The organism is Tsukamurella soli (assembly GCF_039541155.1).
Classification (GTDB): Bacteria; Actinomycetota; Actinomycetes; order Mycobacteriales; family Mycobacteriaceae; genus Tsukamurella; species Tsukamurella soli.
Genome location: NZ_BAABFR010000049.1, coordinates 1 through 22,064, shown reverse-complemented (window position 1 = coordinate 22,064; position 22,064 = coordinate 1). Strand labels below are relative to the sequence as shown.

Genomic DNA, 22,064 nt, shown 5'->3' with positions numbered 1-22,064 from the left:
GCGTCCGGCCCCTACCGGCCGAGCCAGCCGCCGTCGACGGCCAGCAGATGTCCCTGGACGTACGCGGCGGCATCCGACGCGAGGAAGACGGCCGGGCCCTTGAAGTCGTCCGGGGAGCCCCAGCGACCCGCCGGGATGCGCACGCCGATCTGCTCGCTGCGGGTCGCGTCCGCTATCAGCGCCTCGTTCATGTCGGTGTCGATGTAGCCCGGGACCAGCGCGTTGACGTTCACGCCGAGGCTGGACCACTCGTTGGCGAGCGCCTTGGTGAGCTGCGCGATCCCGCCCTTCGCAGCGGCGTAGGCGGGCACGGTGTATCCGCCTTGGAACGAGGCCACCGACGCGATCATGATGATCTTCCCGTATCCCTGTTCCACCATGTGGCGCCCGGCGGCCTGGCACAGCAACCACACGCTCTTGAGGTTCACCTGCATGACGCGGTCCCAGTCCGCCTCGGCGAAGTCGACCGACGGACTGCGGTGCTGGATCCCGGCGCACGGGACGAGGATGTCCAGGCCGCCGAGCCGGTGGATCGTCTCGGGCACGCAGGCGCGTACCTGCGCGTTGTCCAGTACGTCACACGGGATCACTTCGCACCTACGTCCCAAGGCGAGGATCTCCTCCCGCAGTGACGTATCGCCGGACGCGCGCTGCAGCAGCGCGACGTCGGCTCCCGCTTCGGCGAGTCCGAGCGCGATCGCGCGGCCGATGCCCCGCGTGGCACCGGTCACCGCCGCCACCTTGCCTGCGAGGTCGAATGCGTGCGTCATGGGGATCTCCTGTCCTCGATGTGCTCCGCATCACTATGCAAGCCTTGTGCAAGAATTGTCAACTGGTTGCATCGGGACTCGGGGCGGGTCTACCATCACTCGGGTGAGACGGGGATCACCTCGTTTCGGCGGCGCGGAAGACCTCGTGGCCGCCTCCCTGGACAGCCCGAAGGACGAATCGATGACCGTCACCCCCTCCGTCGCCCGGCCGGCACCGTCGGCGCTGCTACTGGCAGGCCGAGTGGTCGCCGTGATGCGCGCGGGGCACGCACGGGAATACGCGCCGGTGATCGACGCGCTGGTGGCAGGCGGCGTCGCCTCGATCGAGCTGACGCTGAGCACCGAGGGCGTGTTCGACCTGCTGCCGCGCCTGGTGGAGGACTTCGGGGACACGGCCGAGATCGGGGTGGGAACGATCACCGCCACCGACGAGGCCGAGACCGCGCTCGACCAGGGGGCCGCGTTCCTGGTCACCCCCACCATGCAGCCCGAGGTCATCGCCGCCGCCGTCCGCCGTGGTGTCCCGGTGTTCCCCGGCGGGTTGACGCCGACCGAGCTGCTGACCGGCTGGCAGTGCGGTGCCACCGCGGTGAAGCTGTTCCCGGCGTCCACAGTGGGGCCGGGGTACATCGGCCAGCTGCGTGGACCGTTCCCCGCGCTGCAGGTGGTGCCCAGCGGAGGCGTCGGAATCGACGACGCACCCGCCTGGATCGCCGCCGGCGCAGTCGCGGTCAGCCTCGGCGGCCCGCTGCTTCGCGACGCGTTCTCCGGGGGCAGCCCGGCCGCGCTGACCGAGCGTGCGAAGCGCGTGAGTTCGCTGGTGGCCGAGGCGGCGGACGCATGACCGCAGCCGCCTCGGGGCGCAGCGACTGGCCGGAGGTGGTCACCGTCGGCGAGACGATGGCGCTGATCCGGGCAGACGAGGTGGGCCCGCTCGCGCAGGTCTCCGCCGCGAGGTTCGGAATGGGCGGCGCGGAGTCGAATTTCGCCGTCGCGCTTCGCAGGTTGGGCGTATCGGTGGCATGGGTCGGGCGCCTGGGCGCAGACAGCCTCGGCGACAAGATCCTGCGGGAGTTGGCCGCCGAGGGGATCGAGGCGGTGGCCACCCGCGATCCCGTCAAGCCGACCGGCCTGATGATCAAGGAGCGACGCACAGCGCATAACCAGCGCATCTGGTACTACCGGGACGGGAACGCGGGTTCCCGTCTGGAGCGGGCGGACGTTCCGGAGCAGCACGTGGCGCACGCCCGCCTGCTGCACGTCACGGGTATCTCCCTGGGGCTCTCCGACTCCGCGTCCGCGGCCGCGCAGCACGCCGTCGACATCGCACGGGACAACGGCACGCAGGTGTCGTTCGACCTGAACTACCGGAGTGCACTGTGGTCGCCGGACGTCGCGGGCGAGGCGTTCCGCGAGCTGGTGCGGCGCGCTGACCTGGTGTTCGCCGGTGATGAGGAGGCCGCGATGGCGGTGGGTCCCGCGGACGATCCGGTCGACCTCGCCGTGCGGCTCTGCGAGTTCGGCCCCAGCGCGGCGATCGTCAAGCTCGGGGCCGAAGGCTGCGTCGCTCGGATCGACGGCCGGACCTACCGTCGCCGCGCTGTGCCGGTCCAGCCCGTGGACACCGTCGGGGCCGGCGACGGCTTCGTCGCCGGGTACGTCGCCGAGCATCTCGCGGGGGCCGATGTCGAGAGCCGCCTGCAGACCGCCGTGACCGTGGGAGCGTTCGCGTGCCTCGTGCCCGGCGACTGGGAGGGCATGCCACGCCGGAACGAGCTCGGGCTACTGGCCGCCGCGGAGCCGGTGAGCCGCTGACCCGGAGGCCCAGTACTCGCCGGACGGGTAGGCGTACCGGGCGACGCTCGCGTCGTGCATCCGGGCGCCGTACCCCGGCCGATCGGGCAGCGTGTAGGCGCCCGCCGCGATGACGCACGGGTCGACGAAGTGCTCGTGGAGATGGTCGATGTACTCGGTGACGCGGTTCTCCAGCGAACCCGACACGGCCACGTAGTCGAAGATCGACAGGTGCTGCACCATCTCGCACAGCCCGGTTCCGCCGGCGTGCGGGCACACCGGGACGCCGAACTTCTTCGCCATCAGGTAGATCGGGATGATCTCGTTGGGGCCGGCCAGGCGCGCTGCGTCGATCTGGCAGTAGTCGATCGCACGGGCTTGGAACAGCTGCTTGAACAGCACCCGGTTCATGCCGTGCTCGCCGGTCGCCACGCCGATCGGAGCCACCGCGGCGCGGATCGCCGCGTGCCCGAGGACGTCGTCGGGACTGGTTGGCTCCTCGATCCACAGCAGGTCGAATTCGGCGAGCGCCCGCACCCACTCGATGGCCTGCGGAACGTCCCACACCTGGTTGGCGTCGATCATCAGGCGGGTGTCGTCTCCGATGGCCTCCCGGGCGATTCGTAGGCGGCGCACATCGTCTTCGAGTCGGGCTCCCACCTTGAGCTTGACGTGCCGGTAGCCGTCGGCGACGGCCTCGGCGCACAGCCTGCGCAGCTTCTCGTCGGAGTACCCCAGCCAGCCGGCGCTGGTGGTGTAACACGGGTAGCCGCTCTCGGCCAGGTCGGCGATGCGGGCCTTGCGGGTGGGCACCGTCTCGGCGAGCATGGCGACCGCCTCGTCACGGGTCAGCACGTCGGACAGGTAGCGCAGGTCGCAGACGTCGGCGAGCTCCTCAGGCGTCATGTCGACCAACAGCCGCCACACCGGTTTCCCCGCCACCCGCGCCGCCAGATCCCATACCGCGTTCATCACCGCCGCGAGTGCAAGGTTCTCGACACCCTTCTCCGGGCCGAGCCAGCGCAGCTGCGAGTCGGACTTGAGCAGCCGGTAGATACCGCCGAGGTCGCCGACGACGGACTCGACGCTCCGACCGACGAGCGGCGACCCGCGCAGCTTCGCCGCGAGGACGCACACGTCGTTGCCCCGGCCGATGGTGAACGTGAGCCCGTACCCCGCCGCCCCCGGATCATCGGTCCGGATCACGACGTAGGTCGCCGAGTGATCGCCGTCCTTGTTCATCGCGTCCGAACCGTCCTGGTTCAGCGATGTCGGGAAGCGGACGTCGATCGCGTCGACGCCGATGATGGTCGGCATGGCTATATCTCCAGTCCCGCCAGCACCTCGGGATTGAGGATGTTGCGTGGGCGTCGGCCGGCGAGGACGTCGGCGACGTTCTCGAGGGTCCGGTACTTCAATTCCCCGTACGACTCCTCGCTGTACCAGGCGATGTGCGGGGTGAGGATCACGTTGTCGAGCCGGGCGATCGGGTGGTCGGCGGGCACGGGGTCTTCTTCCAGGACGTCGAGGCCCGCGGCCTTCAGACCGCCGGTGGTGAGTGCGGCGACGAGCGCGGCGGTGTCGACGACGCCACCCCGGCACGTGTTCACCAGTACCGCCGTCGGTTTCATCGCCGCGAGGGCGTCCGCATCGATCAGGTGGTGGGTGTCGGGGCCGAGGGGCACGTGCAGTGACAGGACGTCGGAGCGGCGTAGCACGTCGTCGAAGGACACCACCTCGAACCCCTCGGATGTTCTCGTCCCGGGCACCTGACACGGGTCGCAGCCGATCACGGTGAAACCCAGCACCGCGGCCTTCCTTCCCGCCGCTCGACCGATGAGCCCCAGGCCCACGATGCCGAAGACCCGGGTGGCGAACCGGTGCAGGGGCTTCGCGGGAACCTGGTCGTGGGACCCGGCGCGGATCCCGCGATCGAGCTCGATCAGCCCCCGGGACAGCGCGAGTGCGAGAGCCAGAGCGTGGTCGCTGACGTCCTCGGTGCCGTAGTCGGGGACATTGCTCACCGCCACGCCGCGCGCGGTGGCGGCAGCCACATCGATGGTGTCGATCCCCACGCCGTAGCGGCCGATCGCCCGGACCGCGGGCAGCCGATCGAGGACTCGCGCGGTGATCGGGGCGTACTGGACGAGCACCGCGTCGGCGTCCGCGGCCGCTGCGATCACCTCGTCCTCCGTACGGCATTGCGCCGATTCGAGTTCGATGCCCCGCTGGGCGGCGAGGTCCCGTTCGATGTCCAGCGATTCGTGGTCGCAGTCGACGACGACCACCTTGTGCGTGACTCGGGCCATGGCCGCGACGGCTACGCGGCGGAGAGTTCGGTGGGCGGACTCTGCTGCTCCGTCTCCACGTAGCCGTACACCTCGGGCAGGATGAACTTCGCGCTCAGGAAGCCGATCAGCGACAGCACCGAGACGGCGAGTGTGGCTCCGACCTTGCCCCATGCGTCGGTCATCACGGGGAAGGCGTAGGCGCCGAAGAACGACGCCACCTTGACGAAGAAGTACCCGAAACCGGACGCGGTCCCCTTGAACCGCGACGGCGCGACCATGGAGCAGATCGTCATGCCGTTCGACGCATCCCAGTAGTGTCCCCACATCAGGACGATGGCGCCCGCCACGATCAGCCATTTGATGTCCATCTGGAGGGCGATGGCGCCGATCACCAGGCCGACGAACGCCATGCCGTAACCCCACATGGCGACGCCGCGGTGGCCGGTCTTGTTGATCATCCACGGCGCGAGGAAGCCCGAGACCGTCGCGATGCAGTAGATGACCGCGGTGACGATGTTGGTGCCGGTGATGTTGTTGTCGCCCGAGACTCCCACGCCCGCGGTCACCAGGATCACCGGGAGGTAGAAGGCGAACGCGGTGAACTCCGCGCCCTGGCAGGCGTTGGAGATCCACCCGAAGATCGACGCCCTGCGCTTGATCGGGTCGGCCCAGATCACCTGGAGGAAGTCGCCCACCTTGGGCTTCTCGATGGTGACGTCGTGGTCGGGGAGCATGGCGAGGGGATCGCCGAACAATTCCACGGAGGCCTTCTTGGCCTTCACGAACTGGCCGCGCTGGATCAGCGATGCCGGCGTCTCGGGCAGGTTCAGTCGGCAGAGCAGCAGGATGATCGCGGGCACGGCACCCAGGGCGAGCGACGTGCGCCACAGGAAGTTGTGGTCGATGTGCAGCGTGTAGAGCAGGGTGATCACCACGATGGAGAGGACCTCACCCAGGCCGAACATGCCCTGCCATCGGCTGCCCATCAGCTCGCGGCTCCGCTTGGACATCGACTCCATGATGTACGTGTAGCCGTTCGAGACGTCGGAGCCGAGCGGGACTCCGATCAGGAACCGCATGACGATGAGGTCCCAGATGCCGTGCGAGAAGCCTTGTGCGAGCGCGAGGATGATGAACAGGACCATCGTCAGGATGAACACCCGCTTGCGGCCGAGCCGGTCGGCCACGTAGCCGCCGATCAGCGCGCCCACCAGGGCGCCGCCCTGCACGCCTGCGGTCAGCAGGCCGAGTTCCGAAGCGCTCGGGTGATATTCGGTCTTGATGAAGATCAGCACGAACGACAACGCGTACAGATCCCACGCCTCGATCAGGATCGTGGAGATCATCATCCAGCCGCCGCGCGAGCTGGAGGAGGTGCCGGCCTTGTTCAGCAGTACTTCGGTCGCTTCGTCCGACAACCGCCGGATGGTGTCCTGATTCATCGTCAGACCTCGATGTCTACGCGTGGGGGCTTCAGCAGCATCACACATGGGAGTCCGTAACGGCAGGAGTACAAGAACTTTCACGTCTTCGGCCAAAATTTTTCATCCTGTGCGAGCATCCACACCATGGCCCGCACGATCGCTGGGGTTGACGTCCTCGTCACAAGTCCCAGTCGGAATTTCGTCACTCTCAAGATCACCACCGACGACGGGGTCGTGGGCTGGGGCGACGCGACCCTGAACGGGCGCGAACTCGCCGTGGCCGCGTATCTACAGGATCATCTGGCCTCGGCCCTGGTCGGCCGCGACGCGGACCGGATCGAGGACACCTGGCAGTACCTGTATCGCGGCGCCTACTGGAGACGCGGTCCCGTCACGATGGCGGCGATCGCCGCGGTCGACCTCGCGCTGTGGGACATCAAGGGCAAGGCGCTGGGCGTTCCGGTGTACCAGCTGCTCGGCGGAGCCGTGCGCGACAAGCTCCTCTGCTACACCCACGCGACCGGCTGGGATGTGCCGGAGTTGCTGGACTCGGTGGAGCGGAAACGCGAGCAGGGCTACCGCGCGATCCGCGCGCAGTTCGGTGTCCCCGGTCTGGACAAGGTCTACGGCGTGACCCGCGGCGGCGCGGCCTACGAGCCCGCGGGCCGCGGCGGCGGTCCCGCCGAGGAGGTCTGGGAGACGTCGGCGTATCTGCGGCACGCGCCGACGGTGCTCGCAGCGGTGCGCGAACACGTGGGTCCGGAATTGAAGCTGCTGCACGACGCGCACCACCGGTTGAACCCCACCGAGGCCGCGCGACTGGCCCGCTCGCTCGAGCAGGTCGACCTGTTCTGGCTCGAGGATGTGATCCCGGCGGAGAACCAGCGGCTGCTCCGCGGTGTGCGGGCCCAGACCACCGTGCCGCTGGCGATCGGCGAGGTGTTCAACTCGGTCTGGGACGCCGACCGGTTGATCACCGAGCGGCTCATCGACTACCTCCGGATGGCCGTCGTGCACGGCGGCGGCATCTCCCACATGCGCAAGATCCTGGCGTTCGCGGAGCTCTATCAGGTGAAGGCGGGCCCGCACGGACCGTCGGACGTCTCCCCGGTGAGCATGTCGGCGTCGCTGCACCTGTGCCTGGCCACCACGAACTTCGGGATCCACGAGTTCATGGGCTACGACCCGCTGGTCGGTGAGGTGTTCCGGAGCAGCTTCCGGATGTCGGACGGGTACCTCCGCCCCGGTGACGAGCCGGGCCTCGGCGTCGACGTCGACGAGGCTGCAGCGGCCCGGTTCCCGTACGTGCAGGCCTACCTCCCGGTCGCACGCGAGGTCGACGGGACGGTGAAGGACTGGTGACGATGCCGAGTCCGGAGATCCCGTCCGCACCGGGGATCGTCCACCTCGGTCTGGGCAACTTCCACCGCGCCCACCAGGCCGTGTACACCCGCGCGGCGCTCGATGCGGCCGGGGGTGATTGGGGCATCGTCGGCGTCTCGAATCGTTCACAGGACATCCCGGCCGCCCTGCAGGCCCAGGGCATGCGCTACACGGTGATCGAGATCAGCCCGCGGGGCCAGTCGTACTCCGTGCCGGCGGTGCACACCGATGCGTTCACCGCCGCGACGGAACCCGCCCGGGTCGTGTCGGCCATCGCGGCGCCGCGCACCAGGATCGTCTCGCTGACGGTCACCGAGCGCGGGTACTGGTACCGCCCCGGCACCGGTGAGCTGGACTCCGACGCCGCCCCGATCCGCAGCGATCTGCGGAATCCCGCAGCGCCCGTCACCGCGATTGGGCAGCTCGTCCGCGGCCTGCAGGAACGCGCCCGCACTCATGGCGCGCCGGTGACCGTGCTCAGCTGCGACAACCTCGCCGCCAACGGTCATCACACGCAGCGGCTGGTCGAGGAGTTCGTCCGCCTGCTCCCGGGGCCCGAGGCGACCGAGACACTGGCCTGGCTCGAGCAGGCGGTCACGTTCCCGTCGACCATGGTGGACCGGATCGTCCCCGCGACCACCGACCACTACCGCAGACTGGTGGCGGAGGAGTGCGGCTACGCCGACGCCGTTCCGGTGCCCGCCGAACCGTTCAGCATGTGGGTGCTCGAGGACCGGTTCGCGGCGGGACGGCCGGCCTGGGAGGCGGGCGGCGCCGTCTTCTCGGACGAGGTGCCGAAGTACGAACAGCTGAAGGTGCGATTCCTCAACGGCACGCACTCGCTGATCGCCTACCTCGGTGCGCTGTCGGGCGCCCGTGGCATCGCCGATGCCGTGGCGATCCGCACGGTCGAATCGGCCGCCCAGGCGCTGATGCGCGAATACCGCCCGACGGTGGCGCTCCCGAGCGGCGTCGATCTCGACGCGTACGAGGAGCAGCTGTTCGCGCGCTGGCGGAACAGCGCCCTTGGGCACATGGTCAGCCAGGTCGGTTCCGACGGTTCCGTGAAGATCCGGCAGCGGATCCCCGCAGCCGCGCTGGCCCTGCTGGACGCCGGGACCATGCCGCACGCGCTGGCGCTGGCCGCAGCCGGCTACCTGGCGTGTCTGGCGCCACTCGCCGGTTTCGACCCCGGACCGCACGCCGCCGCGATGAAGGATCCGGCGCGCCCGATGCTGGAGCGGGCCGCCGCGGCCTCCGCCGGCGGTCCGGAGCTGGCCGCGCGCGTGATCGGCGAACAGCAGCTCCTCGGCGTCGATCTGGCCGAGCGCCCGGCGTTCGTCGACCGGGTCGGCGAGCTCGTCGACGTCATCCGCCGCAGCGGGGTCACCGCCGCGATCCACGAGATCGGCGCGTAACCAGAACCGACACTCGACACCCGACACGAAGCACGAAGGAGAGACCGATGGCGACAGACACCCGACGCTACCCACGCGAGGAGCTGCAGGCGCTGGCCGCGGAGTCGTTGGCGGCGGTGGGGGCGCCGCCGGACGAGGCGGAGTTCGTCGCGGCGACGCTGGTGTCCGCCGACGCGCGCGGAATCCACTCCCATGGGCTGCTCCGACTCCCGCTGTACGTCGAATCCGTCGAGGCGGGCGGCATCGTCGCCGGGGCGTCGCTGCGGTGGGCGCGCGAGGTGGGCGCCACCGCCGTGCTCGACGGTGGCTCGGGGTTCGGGCAGGTGATCATGCAGGCGGCCGTCGACAAGGCCAGGGACCTCGCCGGCCGGTACGGCACCGCCACCGTCGCGGTCCAGCGCGGCACCCACTACGGCGTGGGTGCCTACTGGACGGATCAGCTCGCGCGCGACGGGATGATCGGGATCCTGGTGTCGACCACCGGCAACTCCGTCGCACCGCACGGCAGCGCCGACAAGTTCATCGGTACCAATCCGCTGTCGATCTCGTTCCCGACCGGCGGCCGGCCGGTCACGGCCGATATGGCCACCAGCGCGGGCGCGTACGGGAAGCTGGTCGACGCGGCCGGGGCGGGCCGGGAGATACCGGCGGGGTGGGCCGTCGATCACGACGGCGTGCCCACCACCGACGCGAACGCCGCCGTCGCGGGCGCGCTGATCCCGTTCGGCGGCCACAAGGGGTCGGCGATAGCGGTACTCGTCGAACTGCTGGCCGGCGCGGGCGGCGGCGGGAACTTCGCGTACGAGAGCGTCGACATCTGGAACGACCGCAGCTCGCAGATCGGGGCCGGCGCGCTACTCATCGCGATCGACCTGGAGACGCTGCACGGTGACCGGACCGCGCTCGACCGGGCGGCGTCGTTCCGCGCGGACCTGACCGGGCTACGGCCCGCCAAGGGGACCGATCGGGTGCTCGCACCGGGAGACCCGGAGCAGATCACCGACGACGCCAACGGCGCCGATGTCACCATTCCCGCGCACATCGACGACGCGCTGCGGGCCACCCACCTGCGGGTCACCACAACCGCGACCGCCCGATGAGTGGACGCGTCGCCTGGATCACCGGCGGCGGGTCGGGTGTCGGGGCCGCTGCGGCGGTACGGCTGGCGGCCGGTGGGTGGACCGTCGCGGTGTCGGGTCGCCGGGCCGATCACCTCTCCGCGGCGGTGCATCGCGTCACGTCCGCCGGCGGCCACGCGGTGGCGTATCCGCTCGACGTGACGGACGGCGCGGCGATCGACGCAGTCGTCGACGGGATCGAGGCGGACGTCGGCCCGATCACCACCTTCGTGGCGTCGGCCGGCCTGAACACCAAGCGGCGGTTCTGGCCCGACCTCGACCGCCAGGCGCTCGACGACATCATCAGGGTGAACCTTACGTCGGTCGCCCAGTGCACGGCCGCCGTGCTTCCGGCCATGCTGCGCAGGGGATTCGGCCAGATCATCGTCGTCTCGTCCCGGGCGGCGCGACTTCCGTCCCCCGGCGCGGGAGTCGCGTACCGGATGAGCAAGATCGGCCTGCGCGAACTGGTCCTGGACCTCAACGACCGCCACCACGGTGACGGGATCAGGGCCACGAACCTGATGCCCGGCGACATCGCGACCGACTTCCTCGACCAGCGGCCCGACGTGCCCGACACGAGTGCCCAGGCACAGATGCTGACGGCCGAGGACGTCGCCGAGGCGATCGCGTTCGCCGCCGCGGTCCCCCGGCACGTCCGCATCGACGAACTGGCGATCTCACCGTCGAGTGCGCCGTGACGGTCGGCGGGCCGACGTGTCGGGCCGGCGAGGCGGCGCTGGTCGCCGTCGACTGGGGTACCACCAGCTGCCGCGCGTACGCGATGAGTGCGTCGGGTGAGGTCCTCGCGGAGGTGGATCGGCCCGCCGGGGTCGGATCGGTGACCGGCTCGGCCGCCGAGCGCCACGCCGAATTCGAGCGGGTGCTCGCGTCGATCCTGGACTCGCTCGGCGTCGCCGCGGGTTCGGTTCCGACGGTGCTGGGCGGGATGATCGGGTCGTCCGCGGGATGGCTCGAGGTGCCCACCCGGGAGGTGCCGTGTCGCCTCGACGGCGGCCGCGACCTCGTGGAGCACCGTACCGGCCGCGGCCACACCGTGTACCTCGTCCGTGGCCTGCATCAGGGGGGCGACGTGCCCGGCCTCATCCGCGGCGAGGAGGCCCAGCTCATGGCGGTCGCCGACGAGCGGGACCGCATCGTCATCCTGCCCGGGTCGCATTCCAAGTGGGTCCTCCTGACGGGGAACCGGGTCGAATCGTTCGCGACATTCATGACCGGCGAGGTGCTCGCCGCCGTCTCCGAGCACACCATCCTCCGGGCCTTCGCCGCGCGTCCCGACCGGGCCGGCGGGTCGTTCTCGACGGCCGCGTTCGCCCGGGGCCTCGAACTCGCGGAGTCGTCCCGCGGCGGCCTGCTGGCCGACCTGTTCGCGGCGCGGACGCTGCCGCTGGCGGGCAGCGTCGCGCCTGCGGAAACGTATCCGTTGCTGTGCGGGATCGTCATAGGCCACGAGTTGTCCGGTGGCCTCGAGATCCACCGACGATATTGCGGCCGGCCGATCACGATCGTGGCTCGCGCCGAGATCCTGGAGGAGTATCGGATCGCGTTTGCCGCCAAAGGAATAGCGGTGGAGGCCGCGCCACCCGAGGCCGCGGCGCTGGGCATGTGGCGCATCGCGCGCAGCCACGGACTCGTCGACGGGAGGCATCCATGAGCGGGTATCCGACGACAGGGCTCATCGGGATCCTGCGCGGCGTCACGCCGGACGCCGCCGCGGCGGCGTGCGCTGCGGTGGCGGACGCGGGTCTACGGGTGATCGAGATCCCGTTGAACTCGCCGGATCCGTTCACCTCCATCCGGGTGGCCCGCGAAGCACTTCCGCCCGGGGTGCTCGTCGGGGCCGGCACTGTGCTGCGCCCGGCCGACGTCGAGCGGGTCTACCAGGCCGGCGGCCGGATCGTGGTGTCGCCCAACCACCGACGCGACGTGGTCGCGGCGACGGTACGGCTGGGGCTCGGCTCCTATCCGGGCGTCGCGACACCGTCGGAGGCCCTCGATGCGCTCGATGCCGGCGCTACGGCGCTCAAGGTCTTCCCCGCCCCGCAGGTCGGTACCGCCGGGCTGCGGGCCTGGCGGAGCATCCTCCCCCCGGGCACCGGGCTGCTCCCGGTGGGTGGGGTGGCCCCCACGGACTTCGCCGGCTGGCTGGCGGCCGGTGCCACGGGCTTCGGGCTCGGCTCCGAGCTGTATCGGCCGGAGTATCCGCTCACCGAGATCGCCGATCGCGCCCGCCGCGCCGTCGAGGCATGGACGACCGCGTGCAACGACACCGGGAGGACGGTCGGATGAAGATCAGCCGGATCGAGACGTTCCTGGTGCCCCCGCGGTGGTGCTTCGTGCGCGTGGAGACCGACGACGGTGTGGTCGGCTGGGGCGAGCCTGTGGTGGAGGGGCGAGCGCACACCGTCGCGGCGGCGGTCGATGAACTCGCGGACTACCTGATTGGGCGGGATCCGCGCTTGATCGAGGACCACTGGTCCGTGCTGTACCGCGGCGGGTTCTATCGCGGCGGACCGATCCTCATGTCCGCGATGTCCGGCCTCGATCAGGCGCTGTGGGACATCGTAGGCAAGCACCTGGGCGTGCCGGTGTCGCAGCTGTTCGGCGGCCGCCTGCGGGATCGGATCCGCGTCTACTCCTGGGTCGGCGGCGACAAGCCCGCGGACCTCGTGTCGTCGGTGGGCGGGGCGATCGAGCGCGGCTTCACGGCGATCAAGATGAACGGCACCGCCGAAGCGCAGATCGTGTCGGAATGGGACACGGTCCGCCGGGTGGTCGACAACGTCGCCGCGATTCGGGAGACCTTCGGTGACGATCTCGGGATCGGCATCGACTTCCACGGCCGGGTGGCCAAGCCGACCGCGAAGGTGTTGCTGCGCGAGCTCGAGCCGCTGCATCCCATGTTCGTCGAGGAGCCCGTGCTCTCGGAGAACCTGCGCGATGCGATACCACTCCTGGAGAACACGTCGATTCCCATCGCCCTCGGCGAACGCCTCTACAGCCGTTGGGACTTCAAGGAGGTGTTCGCGTCCGGGGTCGTCGACATCATCCAACCCGACGCCTCGCACGCGGGCGGCATCACCGAGTGCCGCAAGATCGCCACCGCCGCCGAGGCGTACGACATCGCGGTCGCCTTCCACTGCCCGCTGGGGCCGATCGCGCTCGCGGCGTGCCTGCAGCTCGACGCCGTCTGCTATACCGCGTTCATCCAGGAGCAGTCGCTGGGCATCCACTACAACGCGAACAACGATCTCCTGGACTACATCTCGAACCCGGCGGTCTTCTCCTACCAGGACGGCTACGTCGCCATCCCCGACGGACCGGGCCTGGGTATCGAGATCAATGAGGAATACGTGCGCAGTCGGGCGGCGGTCGGCCACCGCTGGCGAAACCCGGTGTGGCGTCACGTCGATGGATCCGTGGCCGAGTGGTGAAGGAGCAATTACTGTGAAGCGACTCGCGATTCACGCGGCGGGGGACCTGCGTTCCGAGGACGTGCCCCCTCCCACGCCCGAGCAGGGCGAGGTGCGGATCAAGCCCGCCTACGTCGGGATCTGCGGCTCGGACATCCATTACTACTTCGACGGCGCCAACGGCAGTTTCGTCATCCACGAGCCGCTGGTTCCCGGTCATGAGATCTCGGGGATCGTCGACCTCGACCCGTCGGGCATGCTGGCGGCGGGCACGCCCGTCACCGTCCACCCCGCGGTGTTCGGTGCCCCCGTCGACGCCCTCGCGGGCCGCGCCCACATGTGGCCCGGCGGTACCTACCTCGGATCGGCGTCGACGACGCCGCACAAGCAGGGGGCGATGGCGGATCTCATCGTGGCCCGCGGTGACCAGGTGCGGACGCTGCCCGCGGCGCTGCCGATCCTCCGTGCGGTCCTCAGCGAACCGCTCGCGGTCGGACTGCACGCGTTGGCTCGCGCCGACGTGCGCGCCGGTTCTCGCGTCCTGGTCTCGGGGTGCGGCCCGATCGGGCTGCTGGCGGCGCACGCCGCCGTGCTCGCGGGCGCGAGGGTGACCTGTGGTGACGTCGTGGACAGCGCGCTCGACCGCGCGCGCGAACTGGGCGCGGTGGCCACGATCCGGATGGACCGCACGACACCGGACGACGGTGCGTTCGACGTCGTCCTGGAGTGCTCCGGCGCGGCGCCCGCCATCCAGACCGCGCTGCGGGCGGTGCGGGTGGGCGGAACGGTGGTCCAGGTGGGCAACCCACCCGCCCGGCCGCTCCCGATCGATCTCGCCCCGATGACCGCCAAGGAGATCCAGTACCTGGGTTCGCAACGCTTCCTGGGCGAGATCGATGATGCGATCGAGATGCTGGCCGCCCACCCGAGCTTCGACGCCGTGATCAGCCACGTCGAACCCGCCGCCGATGCGGTCCGGGCCTTCGAGGTGGCGCGGAACTCCGGGATGTCGGCGAAGGTGGTCGTCGCGTTCGACGACTGAAATCTGTTGTCAGGAGATATGTTTCGGACACAGCCAGGTGATGGGCCGGACGTGGGACGACTTCACGTGGTGGGTTGCCGGGCGCCGTGCAATTACCATAGCCTAGCCTCAGTTTATTGACTACTGGAGGCACCGATGACCATCACGCTGGACACCCCACCGCGTTCCGACCCGGACGCCGCACCGCGCGGCGAGCAGTGAGTGCGATGATCGAGGTCGAGGGCCTGGTCAAGCAGTTCGGCGATCTCCGCGCGCTCGACGGGGTCTCGCTGACGGTGCCGCGCGGCGGGATCCTCGGGCTGCTCGGGCCCAACGGCAGCGGCAAGACGACCACCGTCTCCATCCTGTCGACGCTGATCCGCGCGGACGGCGGCCGCGCGACGATCGACGGGCACGACGTGGAGCGGGAGCCGGGAAGGGTCCGCGAACTGATCTCGCTGACGGGGCAGACCGCCTCGCTCGACCAGGCGCTCACCGTCCGCGAGAACCTCGCGATGTTCGGCCGGCTCACGGGCCTCGGCCGCAAGGACGTGGCGGCGCAGATCGAGCGGCTCGCGGGGGCTTACGGGCTCGAGGAGTTCCTGACTCGCCGCACCGGGGCGTTGTCCGGGGGCCAGCGGCGCCGGGTCGACATCGCGTGCGCGCTGGTCACCCGCCCGCAGGTGCTGTTCCTCGACGAGCCGACCACCGGCCTCGACCCGCGCAGCCGGCAGGCGGTGTGGTCCGCTGTGCGCGACCTGTCCGCCGAGGGCATCACCGTGCTGCTCACGACGCAGTACCTGGAGGAGGCCGACCAGCTCGCCGAGAACATCGTCATGCTGGGCGGCGGCCGCGTGCTTGCCGAGGGCACCCCCGCGGAGCTGAAGAGCAGGACCGGTGCCGCCGTCTGCGAGGTCACGCTGGTGACCGCCGACGATGTCGCGCGAGTCGAGCAGCTGCTCGGCGCGGCCGGGTTGACGGTGTCGGTGGACGAGGCCGCGCACCCGACCGTGCGGGTGCCCGCACCCGACGGTGCCGACACCCTCCGCCAGGTGCTGGATACGTTGGCGGGCATCGATTTCCACGACGCCGGACTGCGCCAGCCGAGCCTCGACGAAGTCTTCCTGTCGCTCACCTCACCCGCTGGGGCGAGCGCGTGACGGCGCCGGCCGCCACCGTAGCGCGCGTGCCCAGGTCGGCCCCCCGGCGCGGCGTCGCGGCACCCGCGGCCGTGTGGGCGCTCACCCTACGGGGACTGCGGACCGGGCTGCGTGAGGGCGACCTGGTGTTCGCGATGCTGTCGCCGATCGGCTTCTTCCTGTGTTTCTACACGCCTCTGCACCGCGCGTTCGAGGCCGGCGGCGGCCGGTATGCGCAGTACCTGTTGCCCGTGATCGTGCTGCAGAGCGGCCTGTTCACCGCTATCACCGCGGCGCAGGTGTCCGGGACGGACGCCCGCAGCGCCGCCCGCGACCGCTTCCTCACGCTGCCCATCCCGCGCGTCGCCCCCGCGGCCGCGCGCATCGTGGCGGCGGGCCTGCGCGTGCTGATCTCGACGGCGGCGGCGTGCGCGATCGCCGCCGCGTTCGGGTTCCGGTTCCACGGCTCGGCGGTGGACACCGTGGCCTTCGTGGTGACCGTCGTGGCCCTCACGGTGGGCCTGGCGATGCTGTGCGACGCGCTGGGCTCGGCGGTGCCCAACCCCGACGGCGTCGCACAGACGTTGATGATCCCGCAGCTGGTCCTGGTGATGCTGTCCACCGGGCTCGTCCCGGCGACGGCGTTCCCGGGCTGGGTGCAGCCGTTCGTCGAGTACCAACCGGTGTCCGTGGTGGCCGACGCGCTGCGCGGCTTGGCGGAGGGTTCACCCGTGCGTGTGGCCGCGGCGGCAGCGTGGATCGCGGTGCTGCTGGTGGGGGGCGCCCTGGTGATTGTGGCGGCGGGTCGGCGGGAGGCCCGACGGTGACCGATTCGGTTGTGGTGACCGCGATTCCGCGGCGCCGGGTGGGGCTCGCCACGCACACGGCCGTCGCGGCCGGCGTTCTGCTGCGCTCGTGGGCGCGCAACCCGATCGTCGCGATCCAGGCGGTCGTGTTCCCCGCATTCTTGCTCGCGATGTTCCAGCTGGTGCTGGGCAAGACGGTGACCGCCATGGGCGGGGGCGAGAGCGTCTATCGGAACGCCCCGCTGATCGCGCTGATCGGTGTGCTGTACGGCAGCCTTGCGGCGGGGATGGGTCTGGTCACCGAGCGCGACGGCGGCGGGCTCGCGCGGCAGTGGACGCTGCCCGTCCCGCGGGCGGGTTTCCTCACCGGCCGCCTCGCCGCTGACGTCCTGCGCTCCGCGATCGGCACCGTGGTGCTCATCGCCCTGGCCGTCTGCATGGGGCTGCGCTTCCAGCAGGGCCTGCTGGCCGCGATCGGCGCGTTCCTGGTGCCGCTGGCGTTCGCCGTCGCGTGCGGCACGGCGATGCTCGCCGTCGCCACCGTGGGCTCGGCCAACGCGATCTTGCAGGCGTTCGCGGGTGTGTCATTGCTGCTGATGTTCTTCAACACGGGCTTCGTGCCGCTCGACCAGTACCCGGGCTGGCTGCAGCCGGTGGTGCAGTGGCAGCCGATGAGCTGCGCGATCGACACGATGCGCGGGCTTGTGAGCGGCGCCGGGAGCGCGGCGAGCGGACCGAATGTGGCCGGCGCTCCCATTGCCGTCCCGCTGCTGGCCACCCTCGCGTGGGTGGTGGGCATCGTCGCGGCGGCAGGGCTGGTGGCGGTGCGCGGCTTCCGGCTGGCAGCGGCGGGCCGGTGAGTCGATACAGCGGCGGGCCGGTGAGTCGATACAGCGGCGGGCCGGTGAATGGATACAGCGGCGGGCCGGTCGAGATCGAGGTCGCGCCGCAGGCGTGCGCCGGCGCGACCGGTACCGCGCCGTCGCCGGATGCCGTGACCGACGCTGCGGCACCTGCCGCGGCGGATCTTCAGGACGCCGGGTTCGCGCCGGCTGGTGCGGAGGAACCGCGATGAGGTCTCTGGTGGTGGTGGGCGCAGGCCCGAAGGCGGTGGCCGTGGCGGCCAAGGCGTCCGCGCTCCGGGCGGTGGGCGTCGCCGCGCCGGACGTCACCGTCGTCGAACCGCGAGGCGTCGCCGCGAACTGGCGCAAGGTGGGCGGATGGACCGACGGTGCCCACCGGCTGGGTACCAGCCCGCACAAGGACGTCGGGTACCCGTACCGGACCCGGATCGCGCGGGAGCGCAACGGCGACGTCGACCAGCGGCTGCTGGGTGTCAGCTGGACGGGATTCCTGATCGCGCAGGGCGTCTACTCCGACTGGGTCGACCGCGGCTGCCCGTCGCCGCCGCACGAGCAGTGGGCGGCGTACCTCGAATGGGCCGGCCGGCAGTCCGGAATGCGGGTGGTGGCCGGCACCGTCGACCGCCTGACCGCGACCGACTCCGGCTGGGAGGTGGGCGTCGCACGGCCCGACGGTGGCGAGATGATTGCTGCCGACGCTGTGCTGATCAGTGGACCGGGGCGCAGCGATCACGCCATGTCCGACGATGACTCGGTCCTGTCGGTGGCGCGGTTCTGGGAGCGGGCTGCGGCGCGCGACCTGCCGAGGGGTGGACGTATCGCGGTGATCGGCGGTGGGGAGACGGCGGCGTCGGCGCTCGACGAGCTGGTGCGGCACGACGTGTTCGCGGTGTCCGTGATCTCGCCCGCGCCCACCATCTTCACGCGTGGTGAGAGCTACTTCGAGAACGCCCTGTACAGCGATCCCACGCGGTGGGCGCTGCTGTCGAAGGAGGAGCGGCGGGACGTGATCCGGCGTACCGACCGCGGTGTGTTCTCGACGCGGGTACAGGAGTCGCTGCTGGCCGAGAGCCGGATCCATCACATCCGGGGGCGCGTGATGCGCATCCTGCGGACCACCGCGGGGCTGGAGCTGTCGCTGGGCGGCGGTCGGTATCCGCAGACACCCGCCGCGTACGACCTGGTGGTCGATGCGCGCGGCGGCGACCCGCTGTGGTTTCTGAGTCTGCTCGACCAGGGCTGCGCCGACCGGCTCGAGTTGGCGATCGGCGGTCCGCCGTCGGTGAGCCGCATCGAGGAGTCGGTGGGTTATGACCTCTCGGTGGGCGAGCTCGAGCCGAAGCTGTTCCTGCCCAACCTCGCCGGTATGGCGCAGGGCCCGGGTTTCGCCAACCTGTCGTGCCTGGGTGAGCTGTCGGACCGCGTGCTCTCCGGGGCTGCGCGCGCCGGCACCGTCGGCGCCCGGGCTACCGGCGCCCGCTCCGCCTCGGCCACCACCTGATCGACCGCTCGGAGTGCGCGGCCGACGGAAGGGTGCACATGTTGGGCGGGGTGGCCGACGGAAGGGTGCACATGGTGGTCAGGGGCGGGTGGCGCGCTCCGCGACGAACAGCGCGATCCGGCGGCCCGGGCGCACGTCGACGTCGCCGCGGTTGACGAAGCCGTTGCGGCGTAGCGCGCCGTGCATCCGGGCGTTGCGGACGTCGGGATCGGCCACCACGCGCTGCGCGGCGGGGTCGGCGGCCAGCAGACCGTCGGTGAGCGCGCCGATGAACGCGGACGCCCGGCCGCGGCCGACGTAGTCCGGCTCGCCGGTGGCGATGTGCAGGCCCAGGTCGTAGGGGTGCACGTCGTACACCTTCCCGACCTCGTCGCGGGCGACGCGGTAGATCTCGGCGTAGCCCACCTCGACACCGTCGATCCCGAAGATCAGCGGCCGGGAGTAGTCGCCCGCGAGCCGCGCCGCGGCGTCGTCGCGCCACCGCTCGACGCTCCAGCCCTGCTCCCATGTCTCCAGGAGGTGGGGGCGCGACATCCACTCCGCGACGCGGTCGATGTCACTCGAATCGAGGTCGACGAGGCGTACCGAGAAGCCCGACCGTAGCTCTGGAAGATTCGGTGCGGGGACCACTTTCATGTCGCTGGACGTGTCCGGCACCTCGCGCGGAAGCACGATGGGCGGGTGCGCAGGGCGATTCACAGACGGACCTCCGGGACTGCTAGGGTAGGATTGCCTTGCTAAGGCGAGGTTAACCTATTCGCCTGAAGGAGTTGCTCCTCGTGCCTGTCAATCGCGGATGGGTCCGCCGTTTCCACCCCGGGCCCGAGGACTCCGGCCGCATCGTCGTCGTCATGCCCCACGCCGGCAGCGGCGCCTCGGCCTATCGTCTGCTCTCCCAGGGCCTCTCGGAGAGCGTCGAGGTGCGCGTGATCCAGTATCCCGGCCGCCAGGACCGCATGGCCGAGCCCGCGCTCGAATCGATCTCCGCCATCGCCGCGGGAGCGGTCGCCGAGCTGGCTCCCGAGACGGCCGGTCGCGAGGTGATCCTGTTCGGGCACAGCATGGGCGCACTCGTGGCGTTCGAGGCCACCCGCCTGCTCGAGCGCGCGGGTACCCGGGTCGCGCGTCTCGTGGTCTCGGCGGCCGTGCCGCCCAGCGAGGTCGCGGGGCTTCCCGAGCATCCCACGGACGACGAGGGCCTGCTTGCGCACATGGCCGTGCTGAACGGCAGCGACGCGTCGGTGCTGGCCAGCGACGCGATCATGCGAATGGCGCTGCCTGCGATGCGCGCGGACTTCACGGCTTTCGACGCGTACACCTGCGCGCCGGGCGTCACTGTCGCCGCCCCCGTCACCGTGCTCGGGGGGCGCGAGGACCCCGCGGTCCCCGTCGGCCGCCTGCACGGCTGGGAGGACCACACCACCGCCGAGGCCGAGGTCACGGTGTTCCCCGGCGGCCACTTCTACCTGAACGAGCAGCTGCCCCGGGTCGCGGCGGCGATCACCGTCGGCGTCGGGGCGACGCGATGACCACGCGGAAGCGCGGCTCCGCGCCCGACGACATAGTGATCACCGGCGTGGGTGTCGAGGCGCCCGCCGGGATCGCGACACCCGACGCGCTGTGGGATGCACTGCTGGACTCCGAGGAGTTGCTCGGTCCCATGCCGCGGGACCGCGGCTGGGACCTGGCCGACCTGTTCGGCCTGGGCGCGCTCGAGGGGTGGCAGACGGTGCCCGACAGCGGCGGATTCCTCGACGGCGCTGCCGAATTCGACTACCGGCACTTCGGCGTGAGCCCCCGCGAGGCCGTCGCGATGGATCCGCAGCAGCGGGTCGCCGTCCGGGTCGCCTACCGCGCGCTCGAGCACGCGGGCATCAACCCCGCATCCCTCGCCGGCACCCGCACGGGCTGTTACCTCGGGGCGTCGGTGATGGAGTACGGCGCGCGCGGGGCGGAGGCCAACGAGCTGTCGGGCCACCGCATCGCCGGCATGGCGCTCGGCGCCGTCGCAGGTCGGATCTCGCATCTGCTGCACCTGCGCGGGCCGGCGTTCACCGTCGACGCCGCGTGCGCCTCGTCGCTCACCGCGCTGCACATCGCGGCCCAGGGGCTGCGCGCCGGCGACTGCGACCTGGCGCTGGTCGGCGGTGCCTGTGTGATGGGTTCGGCCGCGGCGTTCTACGAGTTCTCGAAGGCCAACGGGCTCGCCCGCGACGGCCACCTGCGTGCGTACTCGGCCGATGCCGGCGGCACCGTGTGGGGCGAGGGCGCGGGCGTGCTGGTGGTCGAGACCGCCGCGCACGCCGAGCGCCACGGCCGCCGAGTGCTGGGCGTGGTGCACGCGACCCGCCTGTCCCACAACGGGGGTGGCGGCCCGATCATCGTGCCCAGCGCCGCCGCGCAGCGCGAACTGGTGGCCGACACGGCCGCGGCGTCCGGGGTGGATCCCGACGACATCGCGCTGGTCGAGGGCCACGGCACGGGGACCGCCCTGGGAGATCCGGCCGAGTTGGAAGCGCTCGCCACCGTCTACGGACGCGGGCCCGAGACCTGCTGGCTGGGGTCGATCAAGTCCAACACCGGGCACACGCAGGCGGCATCGGGTGTGCTCGGCTTGATCAAGGTGCTGCTCGCCGCCGGAGCGGGCACCGTCGCGCCCACCCTGCACGCCGAGCACCCGACCGAGCGTTTCGACTGGTCCGCGAGCCGGTTGCGGCTCGCGGACGCCCCCCACCCGTTCCGTGCCGCGGCCGGCCGGCGGTACGCCGCCGTCTCGTCCTTTGGTGTGGCCGGGTCCAACGCGCACGCGATCGTCTCCGCGTCCGCGCACTGAGGAGTAGTGACGTGAACGCACCCGTGTTCCCCGACGGCACCGTCGGTTTCGCACTGTCTGCCGACTCGGAGGAGTTGCTCGCGCACGGCGCCCGCGACCTGCTGCGCTACCTCGACGCCCATGCCGGCGTCGCGATCGAGGACGTCGCCGCGGCTCTGGTGGCCGTCCGCGAGACCCGTCGGCACCGCGCCCTCGTGCGCGCCCGCGACCGCGCCGGCCTCCGCGCCGCGTGGTATTTCGGCTACTCGGCGGGTCGCCTCGGCTGGCGC

General features: G+C 71.0%; 22 protein-coding genes. 17 read left to right on the top strand and 5 right to left on the bottom strand.

The window, feature by feature from the left end:
• Nucleotides 1–11 precede the first annotated feature (11 nt).
• Nucleotides 12–770, bottom strand: a complete 759-nt coding sequence (locus tag ABD908_RS15590) for an SDR family oxidoreductase (protein ID WP_344997525.1) — start codon at nt 768–770, stop codon at nt 12–14.
• A 181-nt stretch (nt 771–951) separates the two neighbouring features.
• Here ABD908_RS15590 and ABD908_RS15585 point away from each other — a divergent pair, with 181 nt between their 5' ends.
• Nucleotides 952–1,614, top strand: a complete 663-nt coding sequence (locus ABD908_RS15585) for a bifunctional 4-hydroxy-2-oxoglutarate aldolase/2-dehydro-3-deoxy-phosphogluconate aldolase (RefSeq protein ID WP_344997523.1) — start codon at nt 952–954, stop codon at nt 1,612–1,614.
• Nucleotides 1,611–2,585 (top strand): sugar kinase, encoded by a 975-nt coding sequence (locus ABD908_RS15580; RefSeq protein WP_344997521.1) that lies wholly within the window; start codon nt 1,611–1,613, stop codon nt 2,583–2,585. Before ABD908_RS15585 ends, ABD908_RS15580 begins: the two co-directional genes overlap by 4 nt.
• Here the strand turns inward: ABD908_RS15580 and ABD908_RS15575 are convergent.
• From ABD908_RS15575 to ABD908_RS15565, 3 genes are read right to left on the bottom strand one after another with little or no spacing between them, the layout of a single operon-like run.
• Nucleotides 2,553–3,881, bottom strand: a complete 1,329-nt coding sequence (locus tag ABD908_RS15575; RefSeq protein WP_344997519.1) for an enolase C-terminal domain-like protein — start codon at nt 3,879–3,881, stop codon at nt 2,553–2,555. The two genes, ABD908_RS15580 and ABD908_RS15575, sit on opposite strands and share 33 nt — an antisense overlap.
• Before the next feature lie 2 nt (nt 3,882–3,883).
• The gene (locus ABD908_RS15570; protein ID WP_344997517.1) at nt 3,884–4,873 is read right to left on the bottom strand and encodes a C-terminal binding protein; all 990 of its coding nucleotides are present in this window, start codon (nt 4,871–4,873) and stop codon (nt 3,884–3,886) included.
• 11 nt (nt 4,874–4,884) lie between these two features.
• Nucleotides 4,885–6,297, bottom strand: coding sequence for an MFS transporter (locus ABD908_RS15565; RefSeq protein WP_344997515.1), 1,413 nt, complete (start codon nt 6,295–6,297; stop codon nt 4,885–4,887).
• Between the two features lie 126 nt (nt 6,298–6,423).
• Here ABD908_RS15565 and manD point away from each other — a divergent pair, with 126 nt between their 5' ends.
• The 12 genes from manD (at nt 6,424) to ABD908_RS15505 (ending at nt 18,962) form a co-directional block, all read left to right on the top strand.
• Complete coding sequence (gene manD, locus ABD908_RS15560; protein WP_344997513.1) at nt 6,424–7,641, top strand: D-mannonate dehydratase ManD; 1,218 nt, start codon at nt 6,424–6,426, stop codon at nt 7,639–7,641.
• Nucleotides 7,642–7,643: 2 nt separating this feature from the next.
• Nucleotides 7,644–9,080: a mannitol dehydrogenase family protein gene (locus ABD908_RS15555; RefSeq protein WP_344997511.1), complete on the top strand. Its 1,437-nt coding sequence runs from the start codon at nt 7,644–7,646 to the stop codon at nt 9,078–9,080.
• Nucleotides 9,081–9,127: 47 nt separating this feature from the next.
• Nucleotides 9,128–10,180 carry an Ldh family oxidoreductase gene (locus tag ABD908_RS15550; protein ID WP_344997509.1) on the top strand — a complete coding sequence of 351 codons (1,053 nt, stop codon included), beginning with the start codon at nt 9,128–9,130 and terminating at the stop codon, nt 10,178–10,180.
• The gene (locus tag ABD908_RS15545; protein WP_344997507.1) at nt 10,177–10,899 is read left to right on the top strand and encodes an SDR family oxidoreductase; all 723 of its coding nucleotides are present in this window, start codon (nt 10,177–10,179) and stop codon (nt 10,897–10,899) included. The genes ABD908_RS15550 and ABD908_RS15545 overlap by 4 nt, the downstream gene beginning before the upstream one ends.
• On the top strand, nt 10,896–11,873 hold the full coding sequence (locus ABD908_RS15540) for a 2-dehydro-3-deoxygalactonokinase (protein WP_344997505.1): 978 nt from the start codon (nt 10,896–10,898) through the stop codon (nt 11,871–11,873). Before ABD908_RS15545 ends, ABD908_RS15540 begins: the two co-directional genes overlap by 4 nt.
• On the top strand, nt 11,870–12,508 hold the full coding sequence (locus ABD908_RS15535; protein ID WP_344997503.1) for a 2-dehydro-3-deoxy-6-phosphogalactonate aldolase: 639 nt from the start codon (nt 11,870–11,872) through the stop codon (nt 12,506–12,508). The genes ABD908_RS15540 and ABD908_RS15535 overlap by 4 nt, the downstream gene beginning before the upstream one ends.
• A complete protein-coding gene (gene dgoD / locus ABD908_RS15530; RefSeq protein WP_344997501.1) occupies nt 12,505–13,653 on the top strand; it encodes a galactonate dehydratase in 1,149 nt (382 codons plus the stop codon). The genes ABD908_RS15535 and dgoD overlap by 4 nt, the downstream gene beginning before the upstream one ends.
• A gap of 13 nt (nt 13,654–13,666) precedes the next feature.
• Nucleotides 13,667–14,674: a zinc-binding dehydrogenase gene (locus tag ABD908_RS15525; RefSeq protein WP_344997499.1), complete on the top strand. Its 1,008-nt coding sequence runs from the start codon at nt 13,667–13,669 to the stop codon at nt 14,672–14,674.
• 206 nt (nt 14,675–14,880) lie between these two features.
• Nucleotides 14,881–15,813, top strand: a complete 933-nt coding sequence (locus ABD908_RS15520; RefSeq protein WP_344997497.1) for an ATP-binding cassette domain-containing protein — start codon at nt 14,881–14,883, stop codon at nt 15,811–15,813.
• A 26-nt stretch (nt 15,814–15,839) separates the two neighbouring features.
• Nucleotides 15,840–16,619 carry an ABC transporter permease gene (locus tag ABD908_RS15515; RefSeq protein ID WP_344997496.1) on the top strand — a complete coding sequence of 260 codons (780 nt, stop codon included), beginning with the start codon at nt 15,840–15,842 and terminating at the stop codon, nt 16,617–16,619.
• Nucleotides 16,616–17,458 (top strand): ABC transporter permease, encoded by an 843-nt coding sequence (locus ABD908_RS15510; RefSeq protein WP_344997495.1) that lies wholly within the window; start codon nt 16,616–16,618, stop codon nt 17,456–17,458. The genes ABD908_RS15515 and ABD908_RS15510 overlap by 4 nt, the downstream gene beginning before the upstream one ends.
• Before the next feature lie 211 nt (nt 17,459–17,669).
• Complete coding sequence (locus ABD908_RS15505; RefSeq protein ID WP_344997493.1) at nt 17,670–18,962, top strand: SidA/IucD/PvdA family monooxygenase; 1,293 nt, start codon at nt 17,670–17,672, stop codon at nt 18,960–18,962.
• Between the two features lie 78 nt (nt 18,963–19,040).
• Here the strand turns inward: ABD908_RS15505 and ABD908_RS15500 are convergent, their stop codons facing one another.
• Nucleotides 19,041–19,661 (bottom strand): GNAT family N-acetyltransferase, encoded by a 621-nt coding sequence (locus ABD908_RS15500; protein WP_344997491.1) that lies wholly within the window; start codon nt 19,659–19,661, stop codon nt 19,041–19,043.
• A gap of 80 nt (nt 19,662–19,741) precedes the next feature.
• Here ABD908_RS15500 and ABD908_RS15495 point away from each other — a divergent pair, with 80 nt between their 5' ends.
• The 3 genes from ABD908_RS15495 to ABD908_RS15485 all read left to right on the top strand — a co-directional run.
• Nucleotides 19,742–20,491: a thioesterase II family protein gene (locus ABD908_RS15495; protein ID WP_344997489.1), complete on the top strand. Its 750-nt coding sequence runs from the start codon at nt 19,742–19,744 to the stop codon at nt 20,489–20,491.
• Entirely contained in the window at nt 20,488–21,795 is a 1,308-nt protein-coding gene (locus ABD908_RS15490; RefSeq protein WP_344997487.1) for a beta-ketoacyl [acyl carrier protein] synthase domain-containing protein, read from the top strand. Before ABD908_RS15495 ends, ABD908_RS15490 begins: the two co-directional genes overlap by 4 nt.
• 11 nt (nt 21,796–21,806) lie before the next feature.
• The coding region (locus ABD908_RS15485) for a CurL C-terminal domain-containing protein (protein WP_344997486.1) at nt 21,807–22,064 on the top strand (258 nt) is incomplete at its 3' end.

Bases quoted from the DNA above. Each gene is read 5' to 3' on its own strand.
- ABD908_RS15555 (WP_344997511.1), top strand. From the start codon at position 7,644: ATGCCGAGTCCGGAGATCCCGTCCGCACCGGGGATCGTCCACCTCGGT.
- ABD908_RS15520 (WP_344997497.1), top strand. From the start codon at position 14,881: ATGATCGAGGTCGAGGGCCTGGTCAAGCAGTTCGGCGATCTCCGCGCG.
- ABD908_RS15550 (WP_344997509.1), top strand. From the start codon at position 9,128: ATGGCGACAGACACCCGACGCTACCCACGCGAGGAGCTGCAGGCGCTG.
- ABD908_RS15565 (WP_344997515.1), bottom strand. From the start codon at position 6,297: ATGAATCAGGACACCATCCGGCGGTTGTCGGACGAAGCGACCGAAGTA.
- ABD908_RS15585 (WP_344997523.1), top strand. From the start codon at position 952: ATGACCGTCACCCCCTCCGTCGCCCGGCCGGCACCGTCGGCGCTGCTA.
- ABD908_RS15580 (WP_344997521.1), top strand. From the start codon at position 1,611: ATGACCGCAGCCGCCTCGGGGCGCAGCGACTGGCCGGAGGTGGTCACC.
- ABD908_RS15505 (WP_344997493.1), top strand. From the start codon at position 17,670: ATGAGGTCTCTGGTGGTGGTGGGCGCAGGCCCGAAGGCGGTGGCCGTG.
- ABD908_RS15570 (WP_344997517.1), bottom strand. From the start codon at position 4,873: ATGGCCCGAGTCACGCACAAGGTGGTCGTCGTCGACTGCGACCACGAA.
- ABD908_RS15535 (WP_344997503.1), top strand. From the start codon at position 11,870: ATGAGCGGGTATCCGACGACAGGGCTCATCGGGATCCTGCGCGGCGTC.
- dgoD (WP_344997501.1), top strand. From the start codon at position 12,505: ATGAAGATCAGCCGGATCGAGACGTTCCTGGTGCCCCCGCGGTGGTGC.
- ABD908_RS15575 (WP_344997519.1), bottom strand. From the start codon at position 3,881: ATGCCGACCATCATCGGCGTCGACGCGATCGACGTCCGCTTCCCGACA.
- ABD908_RS15490 (WP_344997487.1), top strand. From the start codon at position 20,488: ATGACCACGCGGAAGCGCGGCTCCGCGCCCGACGACATAGTGATCACC.
- manD (WP_344997513.1), top strand. From the start codon at position 6,424: ATGGCCCGCACGATCGCTGGGGTTGACGTCCTCGTCACAAGTCCCAGT.
- ABD908_RS15545 (WP_344997507.1), top strand. From the start codon at position 10,177: ATGAGTGGACGCGTCGCCTGGATCACCGGCGGCGGGTCGGGTGTCGGG.
- ABD908_RS15590 (WP_344997525.1), bottom strand. From the start codon at position 770: ATGACGCACGCATTCGACCTCGCAGGCAAGGTGGCGGCGGTGACCGGT.